Annotated in this window: 15 protein-coding genes, 1 tRNA gene and 1 pseudogene; 8 read left to right on the top strand and 9 right to left on the bottom strand. The window is 70.7% G+C overall.

Annotated features, from left to right (window positions below; translation table 11 throughout):
• Positions 1-109 precede the first annotated feature (109 nt).
• The 5 genes and pseudogenes from IM778_RS17860 to IM778_RS05100 all read left to right on the top strand — a co-directional run.
• Positions 110-163, top strand: a pseudogene (locus IM778_RS17860) (hypothetical protein); the annotation flags it as partial.
• Positions 146-895, top strand: coding sequence for an arsenate reductase/protein-tyrosine-phosphatase family protein (locus tag IM778_RS17925; protein WP_337905423.1), 750 nt, complete (start codon positions 146-148; stop codon positions 893-895). The pseudogene IM778_RS17860 and the gene IM778_RS17925, both read left to right, overlap by 18 nt.
• 45 nt (positions 896-940) lie before the next feature.
• A complete protein-coding gene (locus IM778_RS05110; protein WP_194410982.1) occupies positions 941-1,357 on the top strand; it encodes an arsenate reductase ArsC in 417 nt (138 codons plus the stop codon).
• Positions 1,354-1,998, top strand: a complete 645-nt coding sequence (locus tag IM778_RS05105) for an arsenate reductase/protein-tyrosine-phosphatase family protein (RefSeq protein WP_194410981.1) — start codon at positions 1,354-1,356, stop codon at positions 1,996-1,998. Before IM778_RS05110 ends, IM778_RS05105 begins: the two co-directional genes overlap by 4 nt.
• An 89-nt stretch (positions 1,999-2,087) precedes the next feature.
• Complete coding sequence (locus IM778_RS05100) at positions 2,088-2,390, top strand: hypothetical protein (protein ID WP_194410980.1); 303 nt, start codon at positions 2,088-2,090, stop codon at positions 2,388-2,390.
• Positions 2,391-2,589: 199 nt separating this feature from the next.
• Here the strand turns inward: IM778_RS05100 and IM778_RS05095 are convergent.
• Positions 2,590-2,661, bottom strand: a tRNA-Arg gene (locus tag IM778_RS05095).
• 96 nt (positions 2,662-2,757) lie between these two features.
• Between IM778_RS05095 and IM778_RS05090 the strand changes: the two genes are divergently transcribed.
• Positions 2,758-2,973: a DUF2188 domain-containing protein gene (locus tag IM778_RS05090; protein ID WP_194410979.1), complete on the top strand. Its 216-nt coding sequence runs from the start codon at positions 2,758-2,760 to the stop codon at positions 2,971-2,973.
• An 18-nt stretch (positions 2,974-2,991) separates the two neighbouring features.
• Here the strand turns inward: IM778_RS05090 and IM778_RS05085 are convergent, their stop codons facing one another.
• Both IM778_RS05085 and IM778_RS05080 read right to left on the bottom strand, forming a co-directional pair.
• On the bottom strand, positions 2,992-3,462 hold the full coding sequence (locus tag IM778_RS05085; RefSeq protein ID WP_228484758.1) for a VOC family protein: 471 nt from the start codon (positions 3,460-3,462) through the stop codon (positions 2,992-2,994).
• A gap of 24 nt (positions 3,463-3,486) precedes the next feature.
• Complete coding sequence (locus IM778_RS05080) at positions 3,487-4,008, bottom strand: CinA family protein (protein WP_194410977.1); 522 nt, start codon at positions 4,006-4,008, stop codon at positions 3,487-3,489.
• 114 nt (positions 4,009-4,122) lie between these two features.
• Between IM778_RS05080 and IM778_RS05075 the strand changes: the two genes are divergently transcribed.
• The gene (locus IM778_RS05075; RefSeq protein ID WP_194410976.1) at positions 4,123-4,836 is read left to right on the top strand and encodes a Pr6Pr family membrane protein; all 714 of its coding nucleotides are present in this window, start codon (positions 4,123-4,125) and stop codon (positions 4,834-4,836) included.
• Between the two features lie 27 nt (positions 4,837-4,863).
• Here the strand turns inward: IM778_RS05075 and IM778_RS05070 are convergent, their stop codons facing one another.
• The 4 genes from IM778_RS05070 to IM778_RS05055 all read right to left on the bottom strand — a co-directional run bounded on the left by IM778_RS05070 (position 4,864) and on the right by IM778_RS05055 (position 11,947).
• Entirely contained in the window at positions 4,864-8,295 is a 3,432-nt protein-coding gene (locus IM778_RS05070) for an error-prone DNA polymerase (RefSeq protein WP_194410975.1), read from the bottom strand.
• 228 nt (positions 8,296-8,523) lie between these two features.
• A complete protein-coding gene (locus IM778_RS05065; RefSeq protein ID WP_194410974.1) occupies positions 8,524-10,170 on the bottom strand; it encodes a Y-family DNA polymerase in 1,647 nt (548 codons plus the stop codon).
• Positions 10,170-10,973: a hypothetical protein gene (locus tag IM778_RS05060; protein WP_228484757.1), complete on the bottom strand. Its 804-nt coding sequence runs from the start codon at positions 10,971-10,973 to the stop codon at positions 10,170-10,172. The genes IM778_RS05065 and IM778_RS05060 overlap by 1 nt, the downstream gene beginning before the upstream one ends.
• A gap of 71 nt (positions 10,974-11,044) precedes the next feature.
• On the bottom strand, positions 11,045-11,947 hold the full coding sequence (locus tag IM778_RS05055; RefSeq protein WP_228484756.1) for an EamA family transporter: 903 nt from the start codon (positions 11,945-11,947) through the stop codon (positions 11,045-11,047).
• Positions 11,948-11,986: 39 nt separating this feature from the next.
• On the opposite strand from IM778_RS05055, the gene IM778_RS05050 reads away from it, so the two are divergent.
• Positions 11,987-12,508, top strand: a complete 522-nt coding sequence (locus IM778_RS05050; protein ID WP_194410973.1) for a MarR family winged helix-turn-helix transcriptional regulator — start codon at positions 11,987-11,989, stop codon at positions 12,506-12,508.
• Between the two features lie 9 nt (positions 12,509-12,517).
• Here IM778_RS05050 and IM778_RS05045 read toward each other — a convergent pair whose 3' ends face one another.
• Together IM778_RS05045 and IM778_RS05040 are read right to left on the bottom strand one after the other, a co-directional pair.
• Entirely contained in the window at positions 12,518-13,015 is a 498-nt protein-coding gene (locus IM778_RS05045; protein WP_194410972.1) for an HNH endonuclease, read from the bottom strand.
• Positions 13,016-13,366: 351 nt separating this feature from the next.
• A complete protein-coding gene (locus IM778_RS05040) occupies positions 13,367-14,158 on the bottom strand; it encodes a M23 family metallopeptidase (RefSeq protein WP_337905422.1) in 792 nt (263 codons plus the stop codon).
• Positions 14,159-14,359: the final 201 nt, after the last annotated feature.

Below are 14,359 nucleotides of genomic sequence, written 5' to 3'. Positions count from 1 at the left end.
GCGAGGCCATCGGCGACGTGCTCGCCCACCCGCCCGAACAGGGCCGCGCCACCTAGACGCGTCTGCATGCGAACGCGATGCGGCGACGTGATAGCGACAGCTCGCCGCGGCGCTCGATCTGAGGCAGCCGACCGTGAGCCACCACATGAAAGCGCTCCACGATGCCGGGCTCGTCGGACGGGAACCCGACGGCAGGCGAGTGTGGTACTCGATCGCCACCCGCCACGCCGATCGGATCGATGCGCTTCTTGGCGACGCGACCGTCCGCGACGCGCAGCCCGACCTCGACCGCATCGCCGCGGATCTCACCGTTCGCTACAGGGGCGTCTTCGGCGCCGAGACCGTGCGCGCGCATGTGCAGGACAGCTTCGACCGCCTCACGCGCACGACGGACTCCCCACTGGTCGCGTCCCGTACCGCCGCGTTCGCCGCAGCACGCCTGGACGCGATGCGCCGCGTGGACGCCCCTCCCGAACGACCGGCGGTGCTCTTCGTGTGCGTGCAGAACGCCGGCCGGTCGCAGCTGGCCGCGAGCATCCTTCGACAGTTGGCGGGCGACCGCGTCACCGTGCAGACCGCCGGATCAGAACCGGCCTCGGAGATCCGGCAGGCGGTGGTCACCGCGCTGGACGAGATCGGGATGCCGGTCGGCGACGAGTTCCCCAAGCCGCTGACCGATGACGTCGTGCGCGCCGCGGATGTCGTCGTCACGATGGGCTGCGGAGACGCCTGCCCGGTCTACCCCGGCCGACGATACCTGGATTGGGAGATCGAAGACCCGGTCGGGCAGCCGCTCGAGGAGGTCCGGCGCATCCGCGACGACATAGAACTGCGCGTCCGCGGTCTGCTGAGCGAACTCGTCTCCGACGATTCACCGGCCGTTCTCGAAAACTAATAGATCATCGTCTATGCTTTTCCACAAGAGAAAGCGAGACCCACTATGACTGCCAAGCCCACTGTCCTGTTCGTGTGCGTCCACAACGCCGGCCGCTCTCAGATGGCCGCGGGATACCTGCGGGCCCTGGGCGGCGACGAAGTCGAGGTCCTGTCGGCCGGATCGGCGCCGAAAGACACCATCAATCCGGTCGCCGTGCAGGCCATGGCCGAGGAGGGCATCGACATCGCCGGGAACAGCCCGAAGGTGCTCACCGTCGAGGCGGTGCGGGAATCGGATGTCGTCATCACGATGGGCTGCGGCGACGCCTGCCCGATCTTCCCCGGCAAGCGCTACGAGGACTGGGAGCTCGACGACCCCGCGGGTCAGGGGATCGAAGCCGTCCGTCCTATCCGTGACGAGATCCGGGCCCGCGTGGAGGCGCTGCTGACCGAGATCCTGCCCTCGCGCGGTGCCGCGTGACCGGCGCAGCGGGGCAGGACGCACTGCTCTCCCCCGACTCCGTGCTTCATCGCGCTGCGGCGCGGCTGGCGCACCAGTTCACGGGAATGGTCAACGAAGAGACGGTGGAGCGAGTCGTCTTCGAGTCGTACACGGCGCTCTCTCGGACGGCCGCCGTCAAGAACCACCTGCCGAGCCTCGCGGAGAAGTTCGCGCGTGACCGGCTCACCGCGCTGGCACAGTCCAAGGGTCTCCTGGCGAAGCCGGTGCCGGAGGTGCTCTTCGTATGCGTGCAGAACTCCGGTCGCTCGCAGATGGCCGCAGCGCTGACCCGCCAGATCGCGGGCGACCGCGTTCATGTCCGCTCTGCAGGGTCGCAGCCCGGCGAGAGGATCCTGCCCGAGGTGGCCCTGGTGCTCACCGAGATCGGGCTCGACGTCTCGGACGAGTTCCCCAAGCCGCTCACCGACGACGTCGTCCGCGCGGCGGATGCCGTCGTCACGATGGGTTGCGGCGACGCGTGTCCGCTCTACCCGGGCAAGCGATACCTCGATTGGCAGTTGGACGACCCGTCCGACCTCGATCTCGACGGCGTGCGCCGCGTGCGCGACGACATCCGCGATCGCGTCGAGCATCTGCTGAGCGAGCTACTCCCCCACTGACCGCCCGAGCCCGCCGCGCCGCGGGGCCGGAGGTCACGACTCGATGACGTTCCGCTGGTTCCATCCCGCGGACTGATTTGCTGGTCGCCATGGCCTCTCCAAGATCCGTCTTCGCCTCGCTGTGGTGGGGCGCGATTGCCGTGCTCGGGGTCAGTGTGCTGTTCGCGCCGATCATCACGTATGGATGGTTCGCCGACGGCGTGGAGGGCGGGACTTCGATGTGCGGATCGTCACAGCATTCCGTCGTCGGGATTCCCTCGAGCATGTGGATGTGGATCGGATCGATGGTCGCCGTCGTGATCGTCACCGCAGTGCTGGCGATACGTCGTCAACGGCACCGAGAGCGCATTCCTCTCCCGTATGAGTTGGAACCCGACCTCGAGCAGCAGTGACGAACCCACCACGACAGCGATCTCCCGAGCCAGTCTGGTGACGGCGACCCAGAACGAGGCTCGACCGAGACCGACCAGCACGAGGCCAGTTACCACCACGAGGGCGGCGGTGCCGAAGAGCAACCAGGGAAAGCCGCCCACGTCGTCCAGATGATCCCGTCACGGCAGATGCCTTGAGCGAACACACAAGGACCGTGGTTGCCCCTGGAGGGACTCGAACCCCCAACCCTCTCCTTAGGACGGAGCTGCTCTTCCATTGAGCTACAGAGGCAGGCGGCATCCAGTCTAGAGCGCGCGCAGCGCGACCACGCTCCGGGGCGCGGTCAACCCCCTCGACCGACAGACGGCTCACAACAAGCATCGAGCCATGGACGAAGCCAAGACCGACACCGTGGTCACTCGCTCGAACCGCGGCCAGTGGGAGAACCAAGTCGAAGGACGGCCCGAGCTCTCGCAGAGCTTCTCGAGCCGCGAAGAGGCGATCGATGCGGGGCGCGCCACGGCCGACGAGCTTGGAGCGCGGCACGTCGTGGAAGACGCGCCACCCACCGGAACCATCACCGATCCGCAGACCGGCGAGTGACACGAGTGACGCCGGCGCCTACTGGAGGCAGAACTCGTTCCCCTCGGGATCGCGCATCTGGAAGTAGTACTCGGGCCACGGCCCCCACGATTGGTCCACGACACGCACCACCTCGGCACCGAGTGCAACGAGGCGATCACGCTCCGCGTCGAGCTCTTCGCGGCTCGGCCCGCGACCCGGTGTCGCGCTGATGTCGAGATGCAGGCGATTGCGCGCGCGCTTCGGCTCGGCGGCGTGATGGAAGAACATGCGCGGCCCGACGCCGTCGGGATCCTCGGCCACCGCACGCTTGGCGAGATCCTCCTCGGTCAGCCCAGCGGCGAGGAGCTCGGACTTCAGGTCGTCGTCCCACGTCAGCTGCGGATAGCCGAACACGGCGCTCCAGAAGTGCGCGAGCGCCTGCGGATCGTCGGCGTAGAACGTGATGTTGCCGAGCTTCGATGACACGACGACCTCCTGTGCGGCATCCGTCTTCTTGTCATGCGCCACGGTAGACCCGGGCGGCGACATCCGTCATCCGGCCTCGCGCCGCGGCGCGCTCGACACGATGTCGACGAGCAGGTCGATCGCCGCGTTCACCGTCGCATCGAGCACCTTCTCCGGCTCCCCGTCGAGCTGCAGCAGCCGATGACCGGTCGAGCCGTCCGACGACCAGCCGAGGTAGACGGTCCCGGGTTCGTGACCATCCTCGGGGTCCGGACCTCCGACGCCCGTCGCTGAGACCGCGATGTCGGCGCCGAGCAGCCGTCTCACCCCGATGGCGAGCAACTCCGCGCACTCGGCGGAGCACGGGTCGATCCCCTCGGGCACACCGAGCACGTCGCGCTTCGTGCGCATCTGGTACGCCACCACGCCGCCGGCGAACCAGTCCGACGCACGTTCGCCCGCTCCGACGCGACTCGCGAGCGCGCCGCTCGTCAACGACTCCGCCAGCGCGATGCGGATGCCGCGGCGCCGCGCGTGCGTGCCGATCAGCTCGAGTGAGTCTTCGACAGAGCGCTGAGCGGCGGGCGCGGGGTCAGGCAGGGCGGTCATGGCGACACCCTAGCGGCGTCGCGCGGCACCACCCGAGGAGTTGACGGGTGGTGTTGAATCCAGGCGTCCCGCCACTAGCATGTGCCCGGGCGCATACGACCGGGGGGCCACGCCATGACTGCGACGATCGCGACTTCACCGACCACGGACGCACGGGCACGCGCGGCACGGATCTGGTACGGATCGATCGCGGTGGTGGTCGCCATCGCGCTCGTCATCCAGATCGTCCTGCTCTTCGCGGGCGGCCAGGACGCGAACTCCGGTGAGAACGCGACCGGACCCATCGGCACCCGGTTGGTGAGGCTCTTCAGCTTCTTCACCATCCAGAGCAACCTGTTCGTGCTCGGCACGTCGATCGCGCTCGCACTGAACGTCCACCGCGACGGCAAGCTGTGGCGCGTGCTGCGGTTCGACGCGCTGCTCGGCATCATCATCACGGGCCTCGTGTTCGAGACGATCCTCGCCCCGCTCGTCCACCTCGAGGGATGGGCGCTGGTCGCCACGATCGGGTTCCACTACATCTCGCCCTGGGCGACGCTCATCGGCTGGCTGATCTTCGGGCCGCGCCCGCGCACCACGTGGGCCACGACCGCGCTGGCCTTCATCTGGCCGCTGCTGTGGCTCGTCTACACCTTCGTCCACGGCGCGATCACCGGCTGGTACCCGTACCCGTTCCTCGACGTGAACACGATCGGCTTCGCCGAGTCGGTGCGCAACTCCGCGATCGTGCTGGTGATCGGCATCATGATCGCCGTCGTGCTGACCTTCATCGACCACCACCTGCCGTCAGTGGTGCGGGATCGCGACCGCGAGGCCGCCGACGCCTGACGGCCCGACGCCTGACGGCCCGACGCCTCACCGGAAGTCGCGTGCCCGGTGATGCACGCCGACGCGCAGATCCTCGAACCGGTCGGCGACCAGGTTGATCACCCCCTCGGGCGAACGCTCCAGGATGCCGCGCGCGATGAGCGCCGGCGAGTCGCGCACGACACGGCGATACCGGTTCCACACCCCCACCGAGCACACGATGTTCACGAGGCCGTGCTCGTCCTCGAGATTGATGAAGGTGACCCCGGATGCCGTGGCCGGCCGCTGCCGGTGCGTCACGAGTCCTGCGACCTCGACGCGCCTGCCGGTCTCGTGCGCGCGAAGATCCCCCGAGGTGAGCACCCCGCGCGCATCCAGCCCGGAACGGTAGTGGGTCATCGGATGGTCGTCCGTCGAGACGCCTGTCGCCCACAGATCGGCAGCGAGGATGTCATAGCTGCTCGGATCGGTGAACAGCGGCGGCTGCACGGCGATGAGCGAGTCCGGCAGGAACTCGGGCCGGTCCTGCGCGGCGGCACCCGCGAGCCAGATCGCCTCGCGGCGACTGAGCCCCAGGCACTCGAACGCTCCGGCGGTCGCGAGCGCTTCGAGCTGGGCGGCGGTGACGCTCGTGCGGCGCACCAGGTCGCGCAGATCGCGGAACTCCCCCTCGGCGTCACGCGCCGCGACGATGCGCTCCGCCACCTTCGCGCCGATCCCCTTGACCCCCGCGAGCCCCAGCCGCACCGCGAATCTCCCGTCGCGGCGGTGTGCCTCCGTCTCGTCGGGCGCATCGATGTCGAACGTCCCGACCGGAGGCTGATGGCGGTCTGTGCAGGCATCCATTCCGGTCGGCCCTGAATCGACCGGGAAGACGGGCTCGAGCAGCGCCTCGACCCCCGACGCGTGCAGGTCGGGGCGGTGCACCTCTACGCCGTGCCGGCGCGCATCCGCGACGAGTGACGCGGGCGAGTAGAAGCCCATCGGCTGCGCCCGCAGCAGCCCGGCGAGGAACGCCGCCGGATAGTGCAGCTTGATCCACGAGCTCGCGTACACCAGCAGCGCGAACGACAGCGAGTGCGACTCGGCGAACCCGAAGTTCGCGAACGCCTGGATCTTCGCGTAGATCGCGTCCGCGGCATCCCCCGTCAGACCGTTGCCGGCCATGCCCGCGTAGAGCTTCTCTTTCAGGGAGTCGATCCGCTCGATCCCGCGCTTGGAGCCCATCGCGCGGCGCAGCAGATCGGCGTCCTCGCCGGTCAGCCCGCCGATGACCATGCCCATCTGCATGAGCTGCTCCTGAAACACCGGGATGCCGAGCGTGCGCTCGAGCACGGGCTTCAGCTTGTCGTGGGGATAGGTCGTCGGCTCGAGCCCCATCTTGCGCCGCACGAACGGATGCACCGCCCCGCCCTGGATGGGTCCCGGACGGATGAGCGCGATCTCGATCGCGAGGTCGTAGAACTCACGCGGCTGCAGGCGTGGCAGCAGTCCCATCTGCGCGCGCGACTCGACCTGGAACACGCCGATCGCATCCGCGCGGCACAGCATGTCGTAGACCGCCTTCTCCTCCTTCGGGATCGTCGACAACTCCCAGTCCTCCCCCGTCGACGCGCGGATCATGTCGAAGCAGTACTGCAGCGCCGCCAGCATCCCGAGGCCCAGCAGGTCGAACTTCACCAGGCCCATCCACGCCGCGTCGTCCTTGTCCCACTGGATCACCGTGCGGTTCTCCATGCGCGCGTGCTCGATCGGCACGACCTCCCCCACCGGCCGGTCGGTGAGCACCATCCCGCCGGAGTGGATGCCGAGGTGCCGCGGCGCCTTGAGCAGCTCGCCGGCGAACTCGATCACCTGGTCGGGGATGTCGTGCCCTGCGCTCCCCGCTGGTCGAGTAGCTTGCGTATCGAGACCAGCGCCCCAGCCCTCCACCTGCTTCGACCAGGCGTCCTGCTGCCCCGGCGAGTGCCCGAGCGCCTTCGCCATGTCGCGGATGGCGTTCTTCGGCCGGTACTGGATGACGTTCGCGACCTGCGCCGCACGGTCGCGCCCGTACTCCTGATAGACCCACTGGATGATCTCTTCGCGGCGGTCCGAGTCGAAGTCGACGTCGATGTCGGGCTCCTCGTCGCGCAGCGACGACAGGAACCTCTCGAACGGCAGGTTGTAGAAGATCGCGTCGACGGCGGTGATGTCGAGCAGGTAGCAGACGGCGCTGTTGGCGGCGGAGCCGCGACCTTGACACAGGATGCCGCGGCGCCGGGCCTCTTGCACGATGCCGTGGACGATCAGGAAGTAGCCGGGGAAGTCCTTCATCTCGATCACGCCGAGCTCCCGCTCGATGCGCTCACGATCCTTCTCCCGGAGGTCGGGGTACTTGCGGGGCACCGCGTCCCAGACGAGCGTGCGCAGCCACGACATCGGCGTATGCCCGTCGGGAACCTGCTGCTTCGGCAGCGCGGGCTTCGCGCGCCGCAGCGGGAAGGCGAGCTCGTCGGCGAGCGTCACCGTGCGGGCCACGGCATCCGGGAATCTGACGAACCGCTCCGCCATCTCGGCCCCCGACCGCAGGTGCGCCCCCGCGTGCGCCGGCAGCCACCCGTCGAGCTCGTCGAGTCCGCGGTTCGCGCGCACGGCGGCGACCGCGGCGGCCAGCAGCTGCCGCTGCGGTACGGCGTAGTGCACGTTGTTCGTCGCCAGGAGCGGCAGTCCGCGCTCCCGCGCGAGCCCCGCGAGCACGTCGTTGTCGCGCGTGTCGAGCGGGTTGCCGTGATCGATGAGCTCGACGTGCACGGCATCGCGCCCGAACAGCCCGACCAGGCGATCGAGCTCGCGAGCCGCGGCATCCGCCCCCGCCGTCCCCGGTGTCGAGGCCAATGCGCGCCGCACCGCGCCCTTGCGGCAGCCGGTGAGGACCGCCCAGTGCCCGCCTCCCTGCGCCGCGAGCTCGTCGAGGTCGTACACGGGGCGCCCCTTCTCGGCGCCCCGCAGCTGCGCGTGCGTGATGGCTCCGGCAAGCCGGTGGTAGCCCTCTTCGCCGCGCGCGAGCACGAGCAGATGCGCACCCACCGGGTCGGGCTCGCCGTTCTGCGGCCGCGGGAGCTCGAGCGACAGCTCGGCGCCGAACACGGTCTTCAGGTCGAGCGCCTCGGCCGCCTCGGCGAAGTGCACGATGCCGTAGAAGCCGTCGTGGTCGGTGATCGCGAGCGCGTGCAGCCCGAGCCGCTCCGCCTCCTCGGCGAGCTCTTCGGGAGAGGACGCCCCGTCGAGGAACGAGAACGACGAGTGCGCGTGCAGCTCGGCGTACGGGATCGTCTCGGCCGGACGCTCGATCTTCGGCGGCACGTACGGTCCGCGCTTGTGCGACCACGCCGGGCTGTCGCCGCCGTCGGCACCCACCGGCCGGGCGTCCGGCCGGCGCCGGCCGCTCAGCACGCGCTCCATCTCGGACCACGGCACACCGGGGTTGTTGAAGCCCATCAGCGGTACTCCGCGTCTCTCGCGGGTCCGAGGCGTTTCGTCTCGCTCGCTGGCGCTCGCTCGCTCGACGACCGGAGGTCTCGGTCGTTGAGCGAGCGAAGCGAGACGAAACGCGGTGGACCGACGTTGTTCGCCCGCTCAGGGCGTTTCGTCTCGGCCGCCGGCGCTCGCTCGCTCAACGACCGGGGGTGTCGGTCGTTGAGCGAGCGAAGCGAGACGAAACGCAGGTCAGTCATAGACCGCCTCCGCCGTCCAGGCGTCGCCCTCGCACACCAGCAGCCACGCGCCGCCGTCGGCGTCGACGACCTGGAACCGGTGCGCGCGACGTGCGCGCGCGGCATCCCATCCCCTCTCGACCACCGGCCACGGCCCCGCCCACGCCTCGATCGCCCGCCGGCGGCCGCCCTCGATGAGGAACGCCGGCACCGCAGAGACACTGCCGCGCTCGTCGACGTCGACGAGCTCGCCGCCGAGCGCCCGCACGTCGATCGGCACCGGATCGGCGAACACCGTGGCCGGCAGCGGATCCGGAAGACTCCCCGGCCACGGCCTCGCCCGCTGCGCCGCGAGGCTGTCGGCGCTGCGGGGATGGCGGTCGCGCTCGTGCCGGTCGCCCCACGGCACGAGCACCTGGCGCTCGGCAAGCCACCTGCCGCCGCCGACCGTGGGCGTCAGCACCCCGCGATGCCCCAGCATCGCCTGCACGCGCGACAGCGCATGGTGCACGCGCTCCTCGGGTCCGCCCCCGAAGATCGCGGGGGCGTGGTGGGATGCCGCGTCCACCGCCTCGGGCGAGATCCGCACGAGCGTCACCCCGCTGCGCAGGCCCTCGCCCGTCGCGCCGACGTCTTCGGCCAGCTGCCAGCGCACGCGGTCGACGACCGCCGCCGCGTCGAACGACCCCGGATGCAGCCACACCCGCTCACTGCGCTCCCCCCGGTCGCCGACGAGCTCGACGCGCAGCTCGGTGCACACGAGATCGACCGCGCCCAGCCCTGCGACGAAGTCGTCGGCGGTCACGCGCATCGCGAACGCCACCTGGTCGGCGATCTCGAGCGGCGGCTCGAACGCGATCTCGCGCTGCAGCTCGGGCGGCGGCGTGCGGGGCTCGACGGGTCGCGAGTCGCGCCCCGCGGCGAGCGCGTGCAGACGCACGCCCCGCTCGCCGAAGCGCTCCCGCACCCGGTCGGTGTCCATCGCGGCGAAGCCGCCGAGGGTCTGCACCCCGAGCCGTGCGAGCAGACCCACGAGATCGCCGGTGCTGTCGGCGCGAGAGGAGGACGACCCCATGCCCATCGCCGAGGCGTCCAGCGCCGCGACCGACAGCGGCGCGAGGAACCCCGCGGCACCGCCGGCGGGCACGACGAACACCGGATCGTCGGCTGTCGTCGCGATCGTCGCCGCCTGCTCCGCCGTGAACGGCCCGTCGGCGACCCCCGCCCTGACATCGTCGAACCCGTGCTCGCGCAGCGCGCCGATCAGCACCCGTGCCGCCTCGGCCTCGCCGCCGTAGTAGCGCGCGGGTCCGCGGGCGCGCAGCGCGCACAGCCCCGGACGCACCAGCTGCACGCCCGGCGCCCTCTTCTCGACGAGCGACACGACCGGAGCGAACGTGCGATGGTCGCGCGCGGCATCCGTCGTCACCACCCGCAGCCGGGAGCAGCGCGCCTGCGCGTCACGCCGCCGCTGCCCCCGGCGCACTCCCTCGGCGCGCGCCGACGCCGAGCATGCCACGACGAGATTGCGCTCGACGACGGCGACCGGACGATCCGCCGCGGTGCCGGGTCGCTCTGCGGCCGCCTCTTCGCGCAGCAGCGCCGTGATCGGCCAGTCGGGCAGCCACAGCACCAGGCTCCGCACGGGCGTCGTGGACATCACCCCACCGCCCTGTGCTGGTCAGGGAAAGCGGGCGGAACGGAGAGGACGGCCTCGAACGGCACCAGGCCGCCGTCGCGACCGTCGACCGGCCGCAGCCGCTCGACGGGACGCCTCCGCTCGGATGCCTCCGAGACATGGCCCGAGGCATCCGGAAGCAGCACCCGCGCACGCCGGGACCGCGGCCAGCGCCTGCTCGACGAGGTGAGCGTCACCTCGCGTCCTGCGAGATACCCGTGCCCCCGGCCGACCCCCTCCCACGCCGGCTCGCCGATGTCGAGCACGGCCTCGGCCTGCGGCCACGGCCCCTGCACGAGCAGCACGGCGCCCCGATCGCGCAGCCGTGCCGCCAGGCGGGACACTTCGCCGTCGGCCGCACGCCCCGACGGCCGCACCGCCACCACCGGCAGCACCTCGGCGACGGTCGCGGTCACCGCGAGCCAGCGCGCCCCCGGATCGGGGATGAGCACGAGCCGAGACAGGTCGACCCCGATCCCCTCGGCGGCCTCGACGCCGAGCCGCGGCATCCCGACGACCCCGCACCACGACCCGGACTGCGACGGCTGCGCCAGCAGCGCCAGCAGCAGCGACGTCGACCGAGGGATCGAATAGGCCGTGCCCGGACGCAGCCCGCCGCCGGGGAGCAGCGACGTGAGGGCGGGCAGCACCGGCAGCACCGGAGCGCCGAGCCGGCGGCCCTGCACGCGCTCGAGCTGCGCGCGCAACCGGGCGACCTCGGTCACCGGGTTCTGCTCGACCGACTCTTGCACGTACTGTGCCGTGAGCTGCACGACCGCCCTCATTCCCACAGGCTAGAACAGATGTTCTAGATGCTCAACCGCAGGGAAATGAGAATACCGCCGCCTTCCGACAGTTATGTTCGATACTCCGCGAGCTCTCGAGCACCCGCGGCAGGAGCCGCGGCGGGCCGCGGCGGCATCGCACCGAGAGCGATCCCCGCGAGCACGAGCGCGACCCCCACCGCCTGCGGCACTCCGAACGCCTCGCCTGCGAGCACCACGCCCAGCACGACACCGGTGACCGGATTGAGGAGGCCGACCACGCCGACCACGCCGGGCGAGAGGCGGCGAAGGCCCGAGAACCACGCGACGTACGCCAGCGCGGTCGCGATCAGCGTGACGTACGCGAAGCCCAGTGCCGAGGGCGCCGTGAGAGCCGGCGGTCCCCCCTCCACGACCAGCGCCACCGGGAGCAGCACGATCGACCCGCCGATCAGCTGCCACGCGGTCATCGGCAGCGCAGGCACGTCCGCACCCCAGCGCGACGTCAGCACGAACCCGAGCGATGACGCCACCATCGCGCCGAGCGACGCGGCGACACCCCACGGGTCGGCCCCTGCCGCGTCGAAGCCCAGCATCACGACGACGCCGACGAGCCCGACCGCCGCGCCGAGGGCGGCGGTGAGCCGAGGCCGGCGGTGCAGCAGCAGCCACGCGAACAGCAGCATGCCCGCGGCGGATGCCGACATCAGCGTCGCCGCGAGACTCGAGGGCAGCCGCTGCCCGGCCACGTACACCAGCACGAAGAAGCCGCCGACGTTGAGCGTGCCGAGCACGAACGACCGCCACCACCACGAACCGTGCGGGAGCCGCCGCGCGAGCAGCAGCACGATGAGCCCCGCCGGGAGGGCCCGCAGCACTCCGCCCCACAGCGGAGCCTCGGGCGGCAGCAGGTTGCGCGTGATGACGTACGTGCTGCCCCACGCGATCGGGGCGATCGCCGTCAGCGCGATCCAGGCCCACCGTTTATCTTCCATGGAAGACACTTTATCTTACTGGGAAGATACAATCTCCGTATGGCCGACGACGCAGCCCCCGATCACGAACGCCTGGACCGCGTCGGTGAGATCCAGGAGGCCTGGCGCCGGGAACGACCCGACCTCGACCCGTCGCCGCAGGGAGTCATCGGCCGCCTGCACCGCGTCGCCCTCGAGCTCACCGAGCGGCTCGTCGCCGTCTACGGCCAGTACGGCCTGACCGAGGGCGAGTTCGACGTGCTGGCGACGCTGCGCCGCGCCGGCGCCCCCTACGAGCGGGCCGCCGGCGAGCTCGCCGACCACACGCTCGTGACCACGGGCGGCCTCACCAAGCGCGTCGACCGGCTCGAAGCACGAGGGCTCGTCGAACGGCGGGCCGCGGCATCCGACGCCCGCCGCCGCTTGGTGCGCCTCACTCCGGAGGGCAAGGACCTCATCGACCGCGCCTTCACCGCCCACCTCGCGAACGAGCACCGGCTGATCGACGAGCTCGGCGAGACGGATGCCTCGACCCTCGAGTCCGTGCTCACCCGCTGGCTGCGGATCCTCGACGAACGCTGAACCCGGCTGTCACGCGGCGAGCGCGAGGTACGGCTCCCAGCGCGGGTCGGTGCGCTCCGTGCCGCGCACCGTCCACTGCCCGCCGCGCGGCGGGACCGGCGTGAAGCGCAGCTCCCAGTTCATCTCCTGCGGCGTGCGGTCGCCCTTGACGTTGTTGCAACGCAGGCAGCACGCGACGAGGTTCTCCCACGAGTCGCCGCCGCCGCGCGAACGAGGCAGCACGTGGTCGATCGTCGACGCCGACTTGCCGCAGTACGCGCAGCGGTGGTTGTCGCGGCGCAGCACGCCCCGTCGGGTCACCGGCACGTGGCGGCCGCCGGGAACCCGGACGTAGCGGGTCAGGATGATCACGGCCGGGCGCTCGTAGGAGCGTCTGGTCCCCCACACCGGATCGGCCTCGGTGTGTTCGACGACGGTGGCCTTCTCGTTCATCACGAGCACGAGCGCCCGCTTGAACGACACGACGGCGAGCGGCTCATAGCCCGCGTTGAGCACCAGTGTGCGCATTGATCATCCTCTCGAACGGCCGGGACGGCTTCCCGGTGATTCGAACGTTCGACGATCGAGGGCTCAGGGGCATGAAAAAAGGCGCTGTCTCACAGACAGCGCCCTGGCGCCACGGCAATGCCGCGGCATCCGCTCGTGCAATGCCGAAGGACGAGGCGTCCAAGCGCATCCATGGTTCGGATGCGTGGTGTGCAGCCCATCGGCTCCCTCCGCTCTCTCAGCGTCGGATCTCAGGCTAACGCACGTCCGGCGGGCAGGGGCCGCAACGGCCGTGAACGGCGCGTAGCGTGTCGGCGAACGGATGCCCCCGCCCGGCGAGCGGGCGGGGGCATCGACGTCAGCGGGACGAGGTCAGCCGGCGTTCGTCTGCAGCCACGCCCACGGGTCGACGACCGAGCCGTTGATGTGCACCTCGAAGTGCAGGTGGCACGCGGTCGAGCTGCCGGTGCTGCCGACGAGCCCGATGAGCTGACCCGCCTCGACCGTCTGGCCCGAGGCGACCTGACGGCTGCCGTAGGTCATGTGTCCGTACAGGGTGTTCACGCGCTGGCCGCCCAGGACGTGGTCGATCGTGACCGCGACGCCGTAGCCGCCGTGGCTCTCCTGCGACACCTTGACGACGCCGGCCGCGGCCGCGTAGATCGGCTCGCCGCAGTTCGCCAGCAGGTCGACGCCCTGGTGGTAGCCCGAGTCCCAGAGGCCGCGGCCCTTGGTGAAGTTCAGGACGGGCCAGCGCACCTCGCCGCTGCCGGGCGAGGTGAGGGCGATGTTCGTCCCGATCGACGAGGCGGAGGCGAGCTTCGCCATCTGCCGGGCACGCTCGGCGGCGGCCTCCTCGGCCTTCTTCTTCTCGATCTCCTCGGCCGTGGTCGCCGAGTAGCTCTCGCGCGAGAGCTCGGTCGAGGTCGCGTCGGATGCGGCGACGAACTCCTGCGCGTCATCCACCGCCATCTGCTGCAGGGTGACCGGCTCGGTCTCGGTGCGCCACGAACCGGACGCGAAGGCGGGGATCGCCACGGTCGCGACGAGTCCGCCGACCATGCTCAGGATCACGAGGCTGCGCAGCGGCTTGGCGACCCGGCTCGTCTTCTTCGGCGCGGTGGAACGCGCGACGGATGCCGGGGGTGCGGTCTTCGCAGGCACAGTGCTGTGCGGTCGCCGCGCGGGGGTCTTGCGATGGCGCTCGCGACGAGTGGGACTCGTCGCTGCGTTCTCTGACGCGTTCGCGTGCGACTCGATCTCTTCAGCCAAACTGGGTCCTCCGGCGCCTCTGCGCCGTGCGGCGCTAGCTCGTCAGCACTCGGTGTCGGGGCACGACGTGCGGGTTTCACCACATGTGGACGA

Origin of the sequence: Microbacterium cremeum, from assembly GCF_015277855.1 — a bacterium.
Classification (GTDB): Bacteria; Actinomycetota; Actinomycetes; order Actinomycetales; family Microbacteriaceae; genus Microbacterium; species Microbacterium cremeum.
This window is presented reverse-complemented; position numbering and strand designations above follow the sequence as displayed.

Excerpts from the sequence above, each read along its gene's own strand:
- IM778_RS17925 (WP_337905423.1), top strand. The coding sequence starts at position 146 with ATGAAAGCGCTCCACGATGCCGGGCTCGTCGGACGGGAACCCGACGGC.
- IM778_RS05110 (WP_194410982.1), top strand. The coding sequence starts at position 941 with ATGACTGCCAAGCCCACTGTCCTGTTCGTGTGCGTCCACAACGCCGGC.
- IM778_RS05100 (WP_194410980.1), top strand. The coding sequence starts at position 2,088 with ATGGCCTCTCCAAGATCCGTCTTCGCCTCGCTGTGGTGGGGCGCGATT.
- IM778_RS05090 (WP_194410979.1), top strand. The coding sequence starts at position 2,758 with ATGGACGAAGCCAAGACCGACACCGTGGTCACTCGCTCGAACCGCGGC.
- IM778_RS05080 (WP_194410977.1), bottom strand. The coding sequence starts at position 4,008 with ATGACCGCCCTGCCTGACCCCGCGCCCGCCGCTCAGCGCTCTGTCGAA.
- IM778_RS05075 (WP_194410976.1), top strand. The coding sequence starts at position 4,123 with ATGACTGCGACGATCGCGACTTCACCGACCACGGACGCACGGGCACGC.
- IM778_RS05070 (WP_194410975.1), bottom strand. The coding sequence starts at position 8,295 with ATGGGCTTCAACAACCCCGGTGTGCCGTGGTCCGAGATGGAGCGCGTG.
- IM778_RS05065 (WP_194410974.1), bottom strand. The coding sequence starts at position 10,170 with ATGTCCACGACGCCCGTGCGGAGCCTGGTGCTGTGGCTGCCCGACTGG.
- IM778_RS05060 (WP_228484757.1), bottom strand. The coding sequence starts at position 10,973 with ATGAGGGCGGTCGTGCAGCTCACGGCACAGTACGTGCAAGAGTCGGTC.
- IM778_RS05055 (WP_228484756.1), bottom strand. The coding sequence starts at position 11,947 with ATGGAAGATAAACGGTGGGCCTGGATCGCGCTGACGGCGATCGCCCCG.
- IM778_RS05050 (WP_194410973.1), top strand. The coding sequence starts at position 11,987 with ATGGCCGACGACGCAGCCCCCGATCACGAACGCCTGGACCGCGTCGGT.
- IM778_RS05045 (WP_194410972.1), bottom strand. The coding sequence starts at position 13,015 with ATGCGCACACTGGTGCTCAACGCGGGCTATGAGCCGCTCGCCGTCGTG.